General features: G+C 72.6%; 18 protein-coding genes. 2 read left to right on the top strand and 16 right to left on the bottom strand.

Translation table 11 applies throughout. The annotated features are described in order from the left end of the window. Positions 1-6: 6 nt before the first annotated feature. From ABT340_RS37445 to lanL, 16 genes are all read right to left on the bottom strand, one after another. Positions 7-1,617 carry an AMP-binding protein gene (locus ABT340_RS37445; protein WP_352015656.1) on the bottom strand — a complete coding sequence of 537 codons (1,611 nt, stop codon included), beginning with the start codon at positions 1,615-1,617 and terminating at the stop codon, positions 7-9. 115 nt (positions 1,618-1,732) lie between these two features. Then, complete coding sequence (locus tag ABT340_RS37440) at positions 1,733-2,218, bottom strand: GNAT family N-acetyltransferase (RefSeq protein ID WP_352015655.1); 486 nt, start codon at positions 2,216-2,218, stop codon at positions 1,733-1,735. Positions 2,219-2,237: 19 nt separating this feature from the next. Next, a complete protein-coding gene (locus ABT340_RS37435; protein ID WP_352015654.1) occupies positions 2,238-2,663 on the bottom strand; it encodes a type II toxin-antitoxin system VapC family toxin in 426 nt (141 codons plus the stop codon). After that, positions 2,660-2,905 (bottom strand): hypothetical protein, encoded by a 246-nt coding sequence (locus ABT340_RS37430; RefSeq protein ID WP_352015653.1) that lies wholly within the window; start codon positions 2,903-2,905, stop codon positions 2,660-2,662. The genes ABT340_RS37435 and ABT340_RS37430 overlap by 4 nt, the downstream gene beginning before the upstream one ends. A 194-nt stretch (positions 2,906-3,099) precedes the next feature. Further along, positions 3,100-4,152: a radical SAM protein gene (locus ABT340_RS37425; protein ID WP_352015652.1), complete on the bottom strand. Its 1,053-nt coding sequence runs from the start codon at positions 4,150-4,152 to the stop codon at positions 3,100-3,102. Between the two features lie 71 nt (positions 4,153-4,223). Beyond that, a complete protein-coding gene (locus ABT340_RS37420; protein ID WP_352015651.1) occupies positions 4,224-6,176 on the bottom strand; it encodes an ATP-binding cassette domain-containing protein in 1,953 nt (650 codons plus the stop codon). Beyond that, positions 6,158-7,963 carry an ABC transporter ATP-binding protein gene (locus ABT340_RS37415; RefSeq protein WP_352015650.1) on the bottom strand — a complete coding sequence of 602 codons (1,806 nt, stop codon included), beginning with the start codon at positions 7,961-7,963 and terminating at the stop codon, positions 6,158-6,160. The genes ABT340_RS37420 and ABT340_RS37415 overlap by 19 nt, the downstream gene beginning before the upstream one ends. A 189-nt stretch (positions 7,964-8,152) precedes the next feature. Next, complete coding sequence (locus ABT340_RS37410) at positions 8,153-8,281, bottom strand: hypothetical protein (protein ID WP_352015649.1); 129 nt, start codon at positions 8,279-8,281, stop codon at positions 8,153-8,155. Between the two features lie 173 nt (positions 8,282-8,454). Beyond that, on the bottom strand, positions 8,455-8,595 hold the full coding sequence (locus tag ABT340_RS37405; protein WP_352015648.1) for an ALQxL family class IV lanthipeptide: 141 nt from the start codon (positions 8,593-8,595) through the stop codon (positions 8,455-8,457). A 150-nt stretch (positions 8,596-8,745) separates the two neighbouring features. Further along, complete coding sequence (locus tag ABT340_RS37400; protein ID WP_352015647.1) at positions 8,746-8,871, bottom strand: ALQxL family class IV lanthipeptide; 126 nt, start codon at positions 8,869-8,871, stop codon at positions 8,746-8,748. A gap of 84 nt (positions 8,872-8,955) precedes the next feature. After that, on the bottom strand, positions 8,956-9,078 hold the full coding sequence (locus ABT340_RS37395) for an ALQxL family class IV lanthipeptide (protein ID WP_352015646.1): 123 nt from the start codon (positions 9,076-9,078) through the stop codon (positions 8,956-8,958). Between the two features lie 185 nt (positions 9,079-9,263). Next, positions 9,264-9,383, bottom strand: coding sequence for an ALQxL family class IV lanthipeptide (locus ABT340_RS37390; protein ID WP_352015645.1), 120 nt, complete (start codon positions 9,381-9,383; stop codon positions 9,264-9,266). Positions 9,384-9,568: 185 nt separating this feature from the next. Then, positions 9,569-9,694: a hypothetical protein gene (locus tag ABT340_RS37385; RefSeq protein WP_352015644.1), complete on the bottom strand. Its 126-nt coding sequence runs from the start codon at positions 9,692-9,694 to the stop codon at positions 9,569-9,571. Positions 9,695-9,750: 56 nt separating this feature from the next. Further along, on the bottom strand, positions 9,751-9,873 hold the full coding sequence (locus ABT340_RS37380; RefSeq protein WP_352015643.1) for an ALQxL family class IV lanthipeptide: 123 nt from the start codon (positions 9,871-9,873) through the stop codon (positions 9,751-9,753). Between the two features lie 145 nt (positions 9,874-10,018). After that, complete coding sequence (locus ABT340_RS37375; RefSeq protein ID WP_352015642.1) at positions 10,019-11,839, bottom strand: alpha/beta hydrolase family protein; 1,821 nt, start codon at positions 11,837-11,839, stop codon at positions 10,019-10,021. Continuing rightward, entirely contained in the window at positions 11,836-14,679 is a 2,844-nt protein-coding gene (gene lanL, locus ABT340_RS37370; RefSeq protein WP_352015641.1) for a class IV lanthionine synthetase LanL, read from the bottom strand. The genes ABT340_RS37375 and lanL overlap by 4 nt, the downstream gene beginning before the upstream one ends. Positions 14,680-15,221: 542 nt before the next feature. Here lanL and ABT340_RS37365 point away from each other — a divergent pair. Both ABT340_RS37365 and ABT340_RS37360 read left to right on the top strand, forming a co-directional pair. Beyond that, a complete protein-coding gene (locus tag ABT340_RS37365; protein WP_352015640.1) occupies positions 15,222-15,800 on the top strand; it encodes a TetR/AcrR family transcriptional regulator in 579 nt (192 codons plus the stop codon). A gap of 279 nt (positions 15,801-16,079) precedes the next feature. After that, on the top strand, positions 16,080-17,168 hold the full coding sequence (locus ABT340_RS37360) for a DUF6745 domain-containing protein (RefSeq protein WP_352015639.1): 1,089 nt from the start codon (positions 16,080-16,082) through the stop codon (positions 17,166-17,168). Positions 17,169-17,192 lie beyond the last annotated feature (24 nt).

The raw sequence follows: 17,192 nt of genomic DNA, 5'->3' as shown, positions 1-17,192 counted from the left end.
GATTGATCAGAGTCGTCCTGCCTCCTCGGCACGGCCGGAGCCGTACCGTTCGAGCAGGGCGCGCTTGTCCGGTTTCCCGCTGGCCGCGACCAGCGGGGCGGGGATCGACATGATCGTCCGGGGGACGCTGTCGGCGCCGAGTTCGGTGCCGACCAGCGCGGTCAGCTCGCCGAGGTCCGGGACACGGCCGGGGGCGGGCACGACGAAGGCGTGTACGGCCTCCCCGGTCCGCTCGTCCATGGCGCCGGTCACGTACGCCTCGGCCACGTCGGGGTGACCGGCCAGCACACGCTCGATCGGCCCGGCGTAGACCACCATCGCGTTGACCATGATGACGTCCCTGGTCCTGCCGACCAGGTAGAGCAGGCCGTCCTCGTCGAGGTAGCCGAGGTCGCGGGTGCGCAGCCAGCCGTTCCGCAGCACCGCGCGGGTCTCCTCCGGCTGCCCCCAGTAGCCCGCGATGAGGTAGTCGTTGCGGACGTGGATCTCCCCGGTCCGTCCCGTGGCGACCGGACGGCCCTCCTCGTCGAGCACCCTGATCTCGACCCTGGGCTGCGGGCGGCCGACCGAGGCGAGGGCTCGGTCGGGGAACCTCGCGAAGTCCCCGGGGGTGAGCATGGAGATCATCCCGGCCTCACTCGACCCGTACGCCTGGTAGACGACGGGCCCGATCCGTTCGACCGCCTCCGCCAGCCGGTGCGGGCTGATCGGCGACCCGGCGACCATCAGCGCCCGCAGGCTGCTGACGTCGACCTGTTCCGTGCGGAGCAGGTCGAGCATGCGGCACAGCCTGGGCACCGGGAGGATGGCCCCGGTGATGCGGTGGCGCTCGATCGCGTACGGGAACGGCGGCCGTCCGTCGTCCTCGGGGATGACCGCGACACCGCCGCCGAGCAGGCACAACGCCAGGAACTCCTGGACCACCAGGCTGGACAGGGTGCCGAGCAGCAGATAGCGCCGGAACGCCCCGGCCAGCTCGGTCGCCAGCGGCGACCAGAGCCTGGGCTGCCACGACCAGCTCTCCCCCAGCGCGCGGTAGGTGAGCGCGCACCCCTTGGGCTGCCCGGTGCTGCCGCTGGTGAAGGCCATCAGGGCCACGTCGTCGGGGTGCCCCAGGAGAGCGGGCAGCCGCACACCGCCCTGGTGGGCCAGCAGGTCGACCGCGCCGGGAACGTCCCCGGGGAGGGGGCCGAGGGTCAGTATTGTGGCCGCCCCCGCGGCGGCGAACACCTCGGGATCCGCCGTCGAGGCGTCCACGACCACGGCGTCCACCCCCGTGTCGAGCATGTGGGCGAGCTGGCCCGGCGTCTGTCCCGGGCGTACGAACACGACACGGCAGCCCAGCACGTGCGCGGCCGTCTGCGCGGCGAACGCCTCCGGCGAGACGCCCGTGTGGACGGCGACGCCCCGGGCGGGGTCGAGTCCGGCGTCGAGCATCGCACCGGCCATGCGCCCGACGAGGTCCAGCAGCTCACCCCGTGAGACGACCCGCGTCCCCTGCTCGAAGATCGGACTGTCGGGCGAACTCCGCAGCGCGTCAAGGAGCGCGTAGGGGAACGGCGGTTCGGGGGACCCCGCGGGCCGGACGGACTCGGTGAACGACGGGAACTCGTACATGACTGGCTCCTCTTGTCTTCTGCCTTCTGCTTTCGTGGACCTGTCCGGTCACCGGGCCGTCGGTGCGGAACCGGTGCGTTGTCCGCGACAGTAGGCAGCGCAGATCAGAGCCAGATCAGAACGACCGGTCGCCGGAGGGGACCTCGCCCAGGTCCAGCACCCCGACCGTCTCGCCCCCGGACGTCTCGCCCGTCAGCTCGAACCCGAGCCTCCGGTAGAAGCCCTCGGGGCCGTCCTCCCCCGGCTCCCAGGTGACGTACATCCGCCTCTCGCCCCGGCGCCGCACCTCGGCGGCCACCACCTCGACGGCGAAACGGCCGACCCCACGTCCCTGCGCCTCGGGAACCACGTTGAGCCGCCACAGCCCGGAACGGAAGTCGACCCCCTTTCCGTCCCAGTCGATGTTCAGGAACGCCATGAGGAAACCCACCGGACGATCACCGTCGAGGATGAGACGCGGCCAGGCCGCCTCCCCGTGCGCGTAGGCCTCGGCCAGCGAGGTCGCCACCGGCGAGACGAACCGCTCCTGCTCAGGACGGACGTTCACCTTCATGGCCGCCTCGACGTTGGCGGGCGTGATGAGCTCAACCCGAAAAGTCACAGAACGACCATAACGGCCGTCACGCAAGCACCTCCGGCAATAATCTGAACGCCGACGCATGTCGAGGGCGAATCAGACTGAAGTCCCTCCGGTCGATCGTCGCGACCTGGGTGATGCCCAGACGTTCCGCGATGGCGACCACGGACACGTCGGCCGGGTCAAGTCGGGCGCTCCTGTAAAGCCGGACCGGTTCAGCCATGCGTCGTACATCTGCGGGAAGCAGGTCGACCAGCTCGAATTCTTCGACAACGAGATCGAGGAACTGCGCATGCACGGCAGGACCCATATGCCGGTTGATCGTCCATCCGGCCTCGATCAGGATCGTTGACGGCAGAAGTAGTGGCCCCTCCAACTCCTCAAGGAGTCGTACGCACGAAGCATGGTGTTTGTCGTCTCGATCGACAACAGCGATCAAAGGGCCGGTATCCAGGAGTGTGGCGCTCACACTGAGCGATTGAACCGCTCCACCAGCAGATCTTCGACCCGTTCCGACAGATCGCCCTCACCGGACGCGCCGATTCCGGCAATCGACAGCCGACGACGCCGAACCGGGCCGGACCGCTCCTCTTCTGTCGCTTCAGCCAGCTCCGGATCTGTCTTCACCAAGCGCAGGAGCCGACGCGCCTGGTCCGGCGACAGCCGATCCACCAGGTGGTGAAGCTCCTCATACGCATGCCCGGCGCTCATGACCACAAGTCTACGCTTACGGATCCAGCAGGCGGATGCTCAGCTCAAGTCGTGCCCGAACAGCGCGATCGGTGAGTTTTCAGTCGGCTCCTGTCACTTGCCCCACTGCTTCGTCTTCGGCTCGGTCTTACACGCGCCTCCCGGTCAGCGGCTGCGCGACGACCTGCATCGCTCCCGCGGTTCCGAATTCTCCGTCACCTCCCGAGAGCGGGGGCCGGGTAGGCGGGGCGGCGGTCGATGCGCAGGAGGACCTCCTGGGAGCCGAAGTGGCGGTCGATACGGCGGGTGGCCTCGGCCCAGTCGCCCATCGACCGGGCCGACGACAGGGCTTCGGCCACGAACGGGTCGCTCCAGCGTGCGACGGCGCGCCGCCACAGTACGGCGGGCTCCTCCGTCAGGAGGCTGCCCACGGTCCCCTCGTAGATGGGCATCGCGCGCACCTCCCCGTCGGGCTCGACCTGCATCAGGGGAATCACGAAACCCTGCTCGACGAAGGCCGGACGCATCTGGAGGATGACGTTGTCCGAGGCCGACACCCGCACCGACGGCGGCGCCGCCGACACCAGGCGCTCGACGTGCTCGGCGCCGGTCAGCGCGCGGATCTGGTCGTTCGTGAGCAGCTCGTGCTCGGCGAAATCGGCCCTGCTGGCCAGACCGGACGGTACGGCGGCGCCGAAGTTCAGGAACCGGACGTGCGGGAAGCGAGGCAGGACGGCCGTGCAGAACTCCTCCGTCTGGTGGAGGTTGCTCCGCACGACCGCGCAGTCGATCCCGAACTCCACGGGGTCGGCGCCCTCCGCGACACGCCTGCCGGAGACGTCGTCGAGGAGGGCCAGGGCGTTCATCGCCCGGTCGAAGGAGCCCACCCTCCCCCGGATCCGGTCGTGGACGGCGGCGTCGGCCCCGTCGACGCTCACGGTGATCCGGGAGAACACCCGGGTGGCCTGCTCGGCCATCTGTGCGGTGAGCGTCCACCCGCCGGTGTAGAGGTTCACCTGAACGCCTGCCCGCCTGATGTGTTCGGCGACGTCGAAGATCTCCCTGACCAGCAGCGGTTCGCCCCCGCCGAACTCCACCGCCTCCGGGCGCAGGGAGACGATCGCGTCGGCGACCCGGAGCATCTCACCGTGGCTCAGCTGCCGGGCCGGACGCCTGCCCGACTCCGAGTAGCAGTGCGCGCACCGCAGAGGGCAGGCGTAGGTGACGTCCCAGATGACGTCGGTGGGTCCGGAGAGGATGTCGTCCATGTCAGAGGTTCCTTTCGTCGTTGCGGGCACGGCTCCGCCCTGCCGCCGTCGGCGGCGGGCGGAGCGGAAGGTCAGCGGGAGCCCTCAGGCGGCCGGTGCCCCGACGGGTCACCGCCGTGCCAGTGGCCGACCAGGTCGGCGTAGAGGGGCGATCGGGCCGCCAGCTCCCGATGCGATCCGGTGAGCGCGGCGGTGCCGTCCATCAGCAGGACCCGCCCGGCCCGGCCCGCTGAGCTCATGCGGTGCGCGATCACGATGAGTGTGCCCTCGCGGGCGGCGAAGGCCGCCTCGGCGCGCTGCTCGGCGGCCGGGTCGAGATGGCAGGTGGCCTCGTCCAGGACGACGATCCTGGCCGGGGAGACGTGGACGCGGGCCAGGGCGATGAGCTGCCGTTCTCCGGCGGAGAGCGCGGCGGGTTCCTCGATCGTGGCCCGGAGCCCGCCGAGCCGTTCGACGAGCGCTCCGGCTCCCACGGCCTCGGCCGCGGCCTCCAGCCTCTCGCCGGCGACCCTCGTGCCCTCGGGGCGGAGGTAGGCGAGGTTCTCCGCCACGGTGCCGGTGAAGACGTACGCCTCCTGCGGCACCAGCGCCATCAACGACCGCAGCCGGTGTTCGGGGACCGCCTCGATCGGCAGGCCGCCGAGCAGAATCCGGCCCTCGGTGGGGCGGCGAATCCCGGTCAGCAGCATGGACAGGGTGGATTTGCCGATGCCGCTGGGGCCGACGACGGCCAGGTGCTCGCCCTCGGCGATCGTGAGGTCCAGGTGACGCACCACAGGTGTGGCCTCGGGCGCGTAGGCGAAGCCCACGTTCTCCAGGCGCAGCCCGTGGCCGACCGGCTCCACGTCCGCGACGGCCGCCAGGGCGGTGCCGTACGGCGAGGGCGGGACGGGCGCGGGGACGGACGGTCCCGGCTGCGGTGCGGTGCCGTACGGAGCGGGGGGAACAGGTGCGGGGGCGGACGGTTCCGGCGGCGGGGCGATGGTCTCGCCGAGTCTGCGCAGGGTGACGGCGAGGGTCACGCCCCAGCCGCCGACGACGCCGGTGAGGGCGCGCAGCGCCGGGTCGAGGCCGGTGGCCAGGTAGGTCGCCGCTCCGACGACCTCTCCCGCGCTCAGGTGACCGTCCCCGATCAGGGGCCGGGCGGCGAGCAGCAGGGCGAGCAGCGGCAGGTGCGCGCCGAGCGCGACGACCAGGCGACGGCTCAGGCCGGCCCAGGCCAGGGCGTGGGTGGCCGCCACCTGGGTGTCGACGGCCGCCCTTACGGTCGCGTAGGCCTGCCGGCGCGCCCCGCAGGCGGCGACGTCGCGCAGGCCCGCCAGGATCGGGGTGACCTGTCCGGTGAGCTCCTCGTCGGCGAGGATGAGCGCGCGCTGGCGGGCCACGAGCACGCGGAGCAGCCGGACGAAGACGACCAGCGCCACGGTGACGGGCACGGCCACGACGGCGGCGAGCAGGGGCGACAGGAGCAGCAGGCCGCCCAGCGCGGCGACGAGCGAGACACCCAGCGCACGGGTGCTCCGCAACAGCGCGGAGACCAGGTTGCGCACCGTCTCGACCTGTTCGGTGAGGCGGGTCACGGCGGCGGCGTCCGGTGGCCGCGCGCTCTTCGCGGCGCGGGTGACGGCGGCGGTGACGACGGCGGTGACCAGGTCGTCGCGGAGCGGTTCGACCACCGCCGCCAGGGCGGGGAACATCATCCGGACGGCCGCCGCCTGGACGAGCATCGTGAGCCCGAGAAGGCCGAGCCAGGCCAGACCGGTCCCCGGGCTCCCGGCCAGGAAGCCGCGGTCGACGGCGGTGGCGATGAGAAGGCCGGACAGCAGCGTCGGCAGCGCCTCGACGACGGACCAGAGCGCGGCCACCGCCAGGGGACGCGGGCGCGGACGCAGCAGCGACACCAGCAGCCGGAGCCCGCCGTCCCCCGTGAGACGACCGCCGTACGGCGGGGCCTGCGCGGGGGCGGCCCCGGACGGCGGGATGTCCCGCCCGGGCCGTGGGCGGGTCAGGGACGGACCGGGCACGGTTCCTCCTCGTGGAGCGGGTCGCCGCCGGTCGGCTCCCGACCGGCGCCGGACACCGGGACGCCGGACGCCGGAGCGGCGGACGCTGAGGCGCCGGGCACCGGGGCGGCGGCGGTGAACAGGGCGCGGTAGGCCGGGTCCCGCCACAGCTCCCGGTGGGGACCGCGGGCCCGCACCCGTCCGTCGTCCAGCCACACGACCAGGTCGGCGCGGGCGGCGGTCGTGGCGCGGTGGGCGACGACCAGCCGGGTACGCCCGCGCATCTCCTCCGTCAGGGTCCGGATCACCTGGGCCTCGGTCGCCGTGTCGAGACTGGAGGTCGCGTCGTCGAGAACGGTCAGGCGGGCTCGCCTGACCAGCGCGCGGGCCAGCCCGAGCCGCTGGAGCTCACCGCCGGACAGCGGGGCCGTGTCGGCGGGCGTGCCGTACCCCTGGGGAAGGCGGCTGACGACGCCGTCGACGTGCGCCGCGCGCGCCGCCTCGCGGACGTCGGAAGCGTCGGCGGGCAGGCCGTAGGCGACGGCCGACAGGAGGTCGCCGCCCAGCAGCACGGGGCGTTCGAAGGCGTAGGCGACGGCGTTCCTGAGCGCGTCGGGGTCGGCCTCCGTGAGAGGCAGGCCGTCGAGCAGCACCTGGCCGTGGTCGGGGTCCATCAGCCGTCCCGCCAGCAGGGCGAGGGTGCTCTTGCCCGCGCCGGAACGCCCGACGACGGCGGTCAGCGCCCCGGCGGGGATCTCCAGGTCGACACCGTCCAGGAGCGGCGGGCCGTCGCCGGCCACCGTGACGGCACGGAACGAGAGCGCTCCGGCGCCCTCGGGCAGCGGGCGGGAGCCGGGAACCTGGGCGGGCAGGGCGAGCACCTCCCCGACCCGCCGGGCCGCGGAACGGGCGTGGGCGAGATCCATCAGCGAGTCGATCCTCTCGACGACGGCCAGGGCCAGCGCGGTGTAACCGGCCGCGGCCAGCAGTCGGCCCGGCTCAAGACGCCCGTCGGCGATGCCGAGCCCGGCCACCGCGAGCACGAGCACCTCGACGAGCAGCAGGAACAGCGAGAGCTGCCACACACTGCGGGCCTGGGCGCGCCACAGGGCGTGCCCGCTGGCGGACAGCTCCGCCAGCGGGGCGAGCACCCGGGAGATCTCGCGGTCGGCGGTGCCCGAGGCCCGCACGGTACGGATGCCGGCCAGGGCGTCGGTGAGGCGCGCGGCCAGGTGGCCCTGCGCGTCCTGGTAGCGGTCGTACAACCCCGAGACCCGGGCGACGAACACGCGGATGACGACGATCGCGACGGGCACACCGGCCAGGAAGGTCAGACCGACCCGCCAGTCGATCAGGAACAGCCCGACGGCGCCGCCGATGGAGGTGAGAAGCCCGGTGACCGTGTACAGCAGTGTCAGCGGGACGTATCCGGAGATCGCGGTGTTGCTCACCAGGCGGTTGGCCAGTTCCCCGGTGGGGAACCGACGCGCCTGGACGGTGTCGAGTCCCAGGACGTGGGCGGTGAGGCGGGAGCGCAGGGCCGACGTGGCGGACGCGGTGGCCGTCACCCCGGCCAGCGCGCCGGTGACCTCGGCTCCCGTGGCGACGGCGATGACGAGGGCGAGCCATGTCACGGCGTCCGCCGTTCCCCGTCCGGTCAGGACCGCGTCGACCGCGGCGGCGAGTGCGGCGGGCAGGGCCAGTGCGGCGGCGGAGGAGGTGAGGACGGACACCGTGGCCACCGCCAGCGGCGCCCACGCGCCACGCGTCAGCGACCAGAGGAGCCGGTCGCCGTGCTTGTGCGTCACTCGCTCTTCCGGCGCGTCCGACGCATGGTCTGACATCGTTGTCCTCTCTCGGTTCTCCGGCGGCGTCACAGCTGGGGAGCCACCCGGCCGGGAAGGGCCGCGCCCGGTTCGGTGACCGGGCGCGGCGCCGTCATGGCCGTCCTCCCGGGGAGACGCCGGGCTCCGGCGCCTCCCACGAGGCGGACGTGCTCAGGTGGTGGTCATGCTGCAGGTGCGGCCCTTGCAGGTGATGCCGCAGGTGGGGCCGCTGCACTGCTGCAGCTGGGACTCCTCCGCGGCGGCGGGGAGCAGGTCCAGGGCGACGATGTCGAGTTCCATGACTTCTGCCTTTCTGTGATGGGAGTCGCCGCGGGCGTTGGCCGCCTCGCGGGCGATGTTCAGGTGTGCCTCCTGCGGGGCGCGTATCGCCCCGCAGGAGGTCCGGGCCACCGTGGTCGTGACGGCCCCGAGCGGGGCCGTCGTCCCCCGGGACCCTCCCGACGCGGGAGGCGTCAGAAGGGGTTGGTCCAGTCGCAGGTGGGACCGGTGCAGGTGTGCTCGCAGGACTTGCCGCTGCAGGTGACCTGGCACGGGTACAGGGGGCTCTCCTCCTCGGTGGGGAGCAGGTCCAGAGCGGTGATGTCGAGTTCCATGGCTTCTTCCTTTCCGTGGTCGGAATCACCGCGGGCGTGGACACGCCCGCGGTGTCCTTCTGGAGGTGCGGACTCCGGGGATGGTCCGTGACGTTCCTTCGCCTCGGAGATCCGCGATCTCCTCGCGTTCCTCCCGCTGGGGAGGAGGTGTCACCGGTTGGTGCCCTCGCAGCTGAGCTGGCAGTGGTAGGTGTACTCACAGGAGTGGTTGCACGGGTACAGCCGGGACTCCTCCCTCTCGGGGAGCATGTCCAGGGCCGTGACGTCGAGGTCCATCGCCTTCTCCTCCTTTCTCTCCGGTCGCCGTCAAGGTCCGCGGGTGCCCGCCTCTTTCCCGCTCTCTCGGAGCGAGGAGAGGCGTCAGCTGCTGGTGACCCGGCAGGTGCCGCCGATGCTGCAGGTCCTGGCGCAGGTCACCGTGCACACGTAGAGGGGGGACTCCTCGGCGGGGAGCAGGTCCAGAGCGGTGATGTCGAGTTCCATGGCTTCTGCCTTTCTTGCTGTTCTCTGGGAGATGTCCGGCGCGAAGGCGCACCTTCTCCGGCGGCGTCGCGTGAACACCACCGCGCCGGAAGGGGCCGCGCCCAGGCCGGTGCCCGGGCACGGCACCGTCAGGACCGTCCTCGGAACACGCCGGACACCCGGCGGCCACACGAGGACGGACGGCCTCAGGCGGAGGTGACCATGCAGGTGCGGCCGTGGCAGGTGACGCTGCAGGAGATCTCGCACAGCTGCAGCGAGGACTCCTCGGCGGGGAGCAGGTCCAGGGCGGTGATGTCGAGTTCCATGACTTCTGCCTTTCTTGCTGTTCTCTGGGAGATGTCCGGCGCGAAGGCGCACCTTCTCCGGCGGCGTCGCGTGAACACCACCGCGCCGGAAGGGGCCGCGCCCGGGCCGACACCCGGGCACGGCACCGTCAGGACCGTCCTCGGAACACGCCGGACACCCGGCGACCACACGAGGACGAACGGCCTCAGAAGGAGGTTTCCCAGCAGGTGTGGCCGGCGCAGGTGTTCGGGCAGGTCCCCTTGCACGGGTAGAGCTGGGACTCCTCCGCGGCGGCGGGGAGCAGGTCCAGGGCGGTGATGTCGAGTTCCATGGCGATGCCTCTCTACTGATTCGGTGGTTCCGGTGCCGATTAGTGCGAGGGAGGCCTTACCCGAAGGTGTACTCGCAGGTGTAGCTACAGGTGCGCGGGTAGCAGGTGTTCCTGCACGGGTAGAGCTGGGACTCCTCCTCGGCGGAGAGCAGGTCCAGAGCGGTGATGTCGAGTTCCATCGTTTTCCCTTCTTTGTTGTTGGTCGTCAGGGCCGGCCGCCTTCGACGGCGGCGGCCCTCCGTACCGGCCGGTCCCGGGTTCCTCCACCGGGCGAGCCCGTGGGAGCACCCGAGCCGGCCGGGGCTGTGGCCCCGTCCACGCCGGCTAGGCGGACGGGGGCGTCCCGGTGCGCAGGAAGCCGACGAGGCCGTCGCGGACGACCTTCCCGTCGCTCTCGGAGAGCGGGTCGTGGCCCGCACCGGGGATCTCCAGGTAGGCCGGGCCCACACCGTGGTGGCGGCTCCGGAGCAGCCGGTCGCGCAGGCGCCGGGAGTGGGAGACGGGGATGATCGGGTCCCGTTCGCCGTGGACGATGAGCAGGGGCGTTCGCAGGCGGTCGGCCAGCCGCAGCAGGTCGCGGGGCCCGAGGTCGTCGTGGATCTCCTCGCGGCCGCCGAGCCGGTCGAGCATCGTACGCACCGTGGGGGGCCCGTCCTCGTACAGCTCCCGCCCGGACAGGAACGGGGCGACGACCGCGGCACGGGCCCACAGCTCCGGCCGCGCGGCGGCGGCCAGCAGCGCCAGGTAGGCCCCGTAGCTGGCGCCGTACAGCGCCGGTCGCTCCAGGAGCGGCCCTCGGGCGGCGCCCAGGGCGCGCCCCAGGTGGAGGACGTCGGCCAGGTCGGGGCCGCCCCACACGCCCTGGATCGCGTCGCGGTGGGCGGCGCCGTATCCGGTGCTGCCGCGCTGGTTGGGGGCGACCACCGCGACCCCTTCGGCGGCCAGGCTCTGGAACAACGGGTCGAAGCCGAGCTGCCAGGCCGCCTCGGGGCCGCCGTGCAGGGCGATCACGACCTGCGCGGCGGTGGCCGGCTCGCCGTACACGACGGCCTCGATGGCTCCGGCGGGACCGTCATAGGTGTGGACGCGGGCACCGGCCCAGCGGTGCCGGGACGGTTCGGGGACGGACGGGATCCGGTGTGCCCGCCGGGACACGGTGATCGGGCCGGGGGGCCGGTCGGGCGTGGTGTGGATCAGGTGCAGGTGGGTGTCGCCCCAGTGCGCCAGGGGGAACAGCGTCCCGCCCGGCAGGCCGCTCTCCTCCGTGACGTCCCCGACCAGGTCGTGCAGCAGGAGGTGGGAGCGGGCGCGGCGGGTGACCGCCAGGGCCAGCCGTCGCCCGTCAGGAGACAGGGCGAGTGGTGTCACGCCGCCCTCGATCGCGTTCAGCCGGTCGGGGAAGACGGTGGGCCCCTCGTCGTGCAGGAGACGCACGCCGAGCCGGTACACGCCGTCGCGCCGGGCGGCGGTGAGCAGCACACCCGTACGGGGCGCGGCCAGCAGCAGGTGCTCGTCGCCGGACAATCCGGTCAGGGGTTCGAGGGCGCCGCGCGCCAGGTCCAGGACCGCCGTGCTCGCCCCCGTCCTGGAGCGAACGGCCAGGCGTGTGCCGTTCTCGTCGAGCCAGACCCCTCCGCCGACCAGGTCCGGCAGTACGGTGACCAGCTCGGGCGGTTCGGGCCTGCCGGACAGGCGCAGCACCCTGCTCTGCTCGACGCCGGTCGCGAAGGCCACGGCCGCCGTTCCCCCACCTGGCCCCGCGACGACCCCGAGGCCGTTGCCGAGGACGGTGCCCAGTTCGTGCTCCTCGGGCCGCCCGCCGTCCCGGGAGGGGACGGCGAGCAGGACGCGGTGCACGCCCTCGGTGCCGATGTGGCAGAGCAGGAGGTGCCCGTCGTCGGTGGCGACCGGCACCGTCATCGGCGTCTGCTCGTCGCGGACGCGCAGCTCCCGGGATTCCCGCCCGGTGTCGGTCAGGTCCCACATCTCGGGGGCGAGGCGGCCGTGACCGTGGTCGGCCAGGCAGGCGAGGTACCGGCCGCGCCCGGAGAAGCGGAAGTTGATCCGGCGGACGTCGGGAAGGCGGTCGGCTCCGGTCGCGAGGCCTGCCGCCGTACGGCCGGCGTCCGCCGTGCCGAGTTTCATCGCGCCCGGCCCGTGGCCGCCACGGGCACCGGAACGCCCTTCGGCTCGTCCGCCATCCAGGGGCGTGGCCCACCGTGGCGCAGTCTCAGCAGGAAGTCCAGCACACCCGCCATGCCGGTGTTCCAGCCGAGGCTCACCTCGTGCCCGCTCTCGTCGGCCACGACCAGCAGCCCGTCGCGGAGCATGGCGCGTGCCCACAGGCACGCGGCCAGTTCCTCGGCCCGCTCGCGGTAGGCGGGCTCGTCGAGCAGGTCGGCCATGTCCAGGAGGAACTGCCCGTCACCGGCCAGCCCGTGGCAGGCGGCCGTACCCATGTGCAGGCGGCCGGAGTGCACGGCCACCGCGGCGGCCTCGGCCGCGTCACGGAAGCGCGGTTCGCCGGTGGCCGCGTACAACCGGACCAGGAACGTTCCCACCCCGGAGGAGCCGCTGCACCAGTGGGTTTTGCGGGCCACGCCGCCGGGGCTCTCGGCCCACCAGGCGGCGTCGTCCTGGCGGATGGCCGCGGCCAGCAGGGTCTCCCCCGCCGCCACGGCGGTCTCCAGGCAGTCGTCCCGGCCGAGCGCGGTTCCCGCCGCCAGCAGGTAGGCCCCGATCCCGGCCACGCCGTGGCCGAAGCCGTAGTGCAGCACTCCCGCCAGTGCGGAGTCGAAGTCCGGGGGAATGCGCCACAGCACGGCCTCCGGGGTGCGCTGGGCCACCTTCAGCAGGGCGTCGGCGCATCTGTCCGCCTTGTCGCGGAACTCGGTGTCACCGGTGGCGTGCCAGAAGTGCAGCAGGGCCAGTCCCGTTCCGGCGAGGCCGTGACAGATGTCCGGGTTCGGCCAGTCGTCCGGCAGGCCCCGGGCCATGTCGAGCCCCCGGGCTCGCAGGGAGGCGTCGTCGAGCGCGCGGCCCGCCTCGTACAGGCTCCACGCGATGCCCGCCCGGCCGAAGTACAGCCCCGGCGAGGGCCGCGGCTCACCGGCCAGGCGGCGCACGGTCCAGTCCGCCACCTGCCGCAGCCCCGCCGTCAGGTCCTCGCGTGAGCCCGCCAGTAGGTCACCGCCCGTACCCGGTTCGGAGGACGACGGAAGCTCGGGATCCACCACGGCGGCGAGCAGGGTGAGCACCCCGGCCGAGCCGTACTGCAGGGCGCACGGGTCGGCGGTCGTGCCGAACCCGGTGACGGGCCACAGGGAACCGCGCCGCGTCACACCGCCCCCGGGTCCGGACGGCGATATCGTCCGCAGGACGTGGGCGAGCCCGTCCCCGAGCAGACGATCCTGGTCGGCCACGCTCAGGCGGTAGGCGCCCCCCGCGGAGAGAGACGGCCCGGCCCCGTCGGCCATCTCGTCCAGGAACGCCCGCACCCGGGTCAGGTCCCAGCGCAGGGAGGGCTCCTCCCTCATCAGTCCCAGGATCATCGGCGCCAGCGCGGTCGCCGTCGCGTCGTCGGCGGTCACCACGCTCAGCAGCGTGCGCAGCCGGGACTCCCACGGCCTGACCTCGGGGGACAGGTCCTCGGGAACCGACGGCTGGCAGCCGGTGGCCAGGAAGAACAGGGTCGTTCCCAGCGCGAACAGGTCGACCGTGGCATCGGGCGCGGGGCCGTAGTGGGCGGCCCGCACCTGCTCGGGCGGGGCGTAACCGGGTGTGTAGGCCCGGCCGACCGGCGTGCCGGGCACAGCGGCCATCTCCAGGTCGATCAGCAGGCACTCGTCGTCGGGGAGGACCATGACGTTGTTCGGCGTCAGGTCGCGCAGCACGTATCCCTGTTCGTGGACCGTCGAGACCAGCGCCGTCATCCTCCGCGCCAGGCCGACCACCGTCTTACGCCACTCCGCGCCGGGCAGGGAAGGGCGCCGCTCGTTGACCCAGGCGCTGAGCGGGGTCCCGGTGAGGTGCTCCTGCGCGAGGAACAGGTTGCCGCCGGTCTCGAACAGCGCCACCTCGCGTGCGGTGACCCCCAGCGGCCCGAACAGTTCCAGCATGCGGGCCTCGTGACGCAGCAGATCGCGTTCGTCGCGTCCGTCGATCGAGGCGCCGAGGTGGGGGCGGGCCTGCTTGATCACGACCATGCCGCCGTCGGTGCGGTCCTCCGCCAGGAACACCCCGCCCTTGGCGCTGTGCCGGAGGGCCTGGCGCACCACGAACCGGTCCGCCAGCAGGACCGCCTCGGGCGCGGTGGTCCTGACCGTCGCCTGTCCCGACTCGAAGGGGCAGGGCGCCCACGCGGGCGGGGAGTACCAGGCGTTGCGTTCGTCGGTCACCGGGGTGCCGTCGGGGGCGGTCAGCCGGGAGGCGTAGGTGCCGTCGTTGTCGAGCTCGCTGAGGGCGGAGAACACCCCGAAGCGGTAGTGCACCAGGCTGCCGGGCCGGTAGGCGCGGTCGGACAGGATCGGCGGGCCCGGCAGACCGTACGTGGCGGTGTGCAGTTCCTCGGCGATCGCCACGGCGGCCTCGTCGTCGGGCGGGTAGACCGTGACGAACTTGCCCATCGACCCGCGGTTCTGGTCACGGGAGACGAGTCCGCTCAGTTCCGTGAGCGTGGCGGCGAACTTGAACGAGCAGCGGTGACGGGCCAGCACCTCCACCACCCGCGCCAGCACCAGCGGCGCCGACAGCGGCGTCGCCGAGACGTGGAGTTTCCAGCCCTGCGGGCGGGTCACCGCGCTCTGCGGTGTCACGTAGGTCCAGGGCTCGCCCTGCTGGATCTCCCAGCCGGGGACGGCCCCTCCCTCCGCCCGTGGTTCCGCCTCGCCCGGTCCGCTCACGGCCCTCGCCAGCGTCGCCGTGGCGACGTCCCGCAGGACGTGACGATCCTCATCGAACCGGTTTCCCCCGTTGACAGCCTGCATGTCCACGTTTCCCCATCGTCTTCGCTCGATCTTGGTCCGCGTCGTCCACGACGGACGCGAACGGCTCACCGTCCGGGTTCGGCTCCGGGTGAGCGGCGTCGGCACCGGTCCGCTCACCGGTCTGTCGAGACCACCGTTTGAGCAGGCCGGCCCCCGGCCGAGGCCGTCGTGGGATCCGCCGGCACCACCCCTGCCGGCCGGCCCCCCGATGCCGAACTTGACATCGACAAGATACGACGCGGATTCAATCTTGGCAACGGCAAGATTGAGGTGGGTCATTCCGGGGCCGATGTCCGCCCGGCCCCGAGCCCGTACGGCGAGCCGTCCGGCACGGCGGGCCACGCGGCCCTCGTCCCGGTTCTTCTCCGGCCGCCGAAGGGAGCCGAACGGGACCGGCGAAGCCGTGATCCCGGAGGCGGCCCGCGTCGTGGGGTTCCCGCGAGAACCGGGACCCGGGGCGGCCGCCCGGCCGATGATTGAGCAGGTCCGCAGCCCTGAGGGGGGCATTACGGCGTTCAGGCGGCCCCGGTAGGCTGATCGCCGTGAGTAAGCAGTCCTATCATCACGGGGACCTGCGGCGGGCCCTGCTGGACGCCGCGCTGGAGGCCGTCACGAAGGACGGGCCGGTCGCGCTGAGCCTTCGCGAGATCGCCCGCCGGGCGGACGTCTCCCATGCCGCTCCCACTCACCATTTCCGCAACAAGGCCGGCCTGCTCACCGCGATCGCAGTCGAGGGTTACCACCTGCTGGCCGACGAGCTGGAACGGGTCCGGGTCACCGGCGGACTCGTCGAGCAGGGCGTCGCCTACGTCCTCTTCGCCACCGCCCACCCCGCCCACTTCGCGGTCATGCGCGTCCCCGACCTGCTCAACAGCCGTGACCCCGACTTCGTGGCCGCCCGCGACCGGGCCTGGCACCAGTGGCTGAGCGGCACCACCATGCCGGACGGCTCGACCGACTGGACCGCCGCCGTCGCCACATGGGCGATGATGCACGGCCTGGCCAGCCTGCTCGTCGAGGGAAACGTGCAGCCCGAGCCCGACGGTGACGTCGAGACACTGGCCCGTGCCGTCGGCCGCCACCTCGCCCCTCTGAAACCGCGGGCACCACACCGCGACTGAGATCCGGCGCCCCGACCGGCGACTTCCGTGACACCAGCGGCTTCCAAGTGGCTCGCAAGAATGTCCTCCAGCGGGTTCCAAGTGGCTCGCAAGAATGTTCGGTGACCCTGACGGCATCGGAACAACGCAGGTTTCCCCTCCGGACCGAGCCGCTCGAAGAAGAGCGCCGGCACGCTTCGTGTTTCGCCCGGCTCCTTCGACCCGGCGAACGCGTCCGGAGGCGGCCGACGAGAAGTCCGGACCGGCGGTGTCACCGATCGTCCTGAGCGACTCTCCGAGATGGATGACCGACTGCAGATGAGCGGCACACCCCTGCCCCCCTTCGAGGGCGTCCTCACCGCCGAGCACGAGACCCTCGTCGCCGGTATCCGTGACCAGTGGATGCGCGACGGCCTGTCCACCCGCCCCGTCGACAGGGGCGAGGCGGAGCGGGCGGTGCGCGAGATGTACGCGCTGGTCGGCCTGGAGCCGCCCCTTCTCAAGGTGTGGGTGGACTCGCCACCCGGTTGTTTCCCGATGGTCTCCGCCCTTGGCGGCTCCATCGTCCGCTGTGGGCACTTCGAGAACCGGCTCAAGGAGTGCCTGGAGGGCCGGCTCAGGGACCGGCTCGGGCAGCGGCTCTTGGACCGGCTCCGATGTCAGCTCCGCGCCCGGCTCTGGGAGCCGCTGTGGGGGCAGCTCCGCGCCCAGTTACGGGGGCAGCTCCTGAGCCAGTTGGGTGACCGGGCCGGATCCGATCCGTCCAGGTACGTGTGGGGGGCCAAGGACATCTGGAGGGACGCCTACTGGATCGCGTTCTACACCTCCGCCCTGCGTGTGGCCGGGGCGGGATCCGACGAACGCCTGGACGCGCTGGCGGAGGTGACCCGCAGGCTCGGCTGGTGGATCCCCCTGGCCGGCGCGGTCGTCATGTCTGGACGTCCCGTCGCGATCCGGCGTGACGGCGACCTGCGGCTCCACTGCGAGAACGGGCCCGCGCTCTCCTGGCCCGACGGGCACACGCTCTACGCCTGGCACGGCACCCGCGTTCCGAAGTGGGTGATCGAGGCCCCGAACTGCGAGGCCATCGCGGCGGAGAAGGACGCCGAGGTCCGCAGGTGCGCCATCGAGTCCCTCGGCTGGGACCGCTACGTCGCCGAGACCGGACTGCCGCTGGTCGCCTCGGCGGAGGACCCCCGCGACCCGGCCCTGACCCTCGCCCTGTACGAGGTGCCCGAGGAGGTTCTGGGGGAGCCCGCCAGGGTCCTGCTGCGCGTCGGCGACCCCACGGGCCCCGGCGGGTCACGCGGGAGGGCCGGGCTGGTCGTCCCCGTGGAGACGGCCACCCCGCTGGAGGCCTCCGAGTGGGATCACCCCCGGCTCTCCTGACGGGACCACGACCTCGTCAGACGG

It is taken from the genome of Streptosporangium sp. NPDC000239 (assembly GCF_040300765.1).
Lineage (GTDB): Bacteria > Actinomycetota > Actinomycetes > Streptosporangiales > Streptosporangiaceae > Streptosporangium.
The sequence above is the reverse complement of the archived record's forward strand: the minus strand, read 5'-3'. Positions and strand labels throughout refer to the sequence as shown.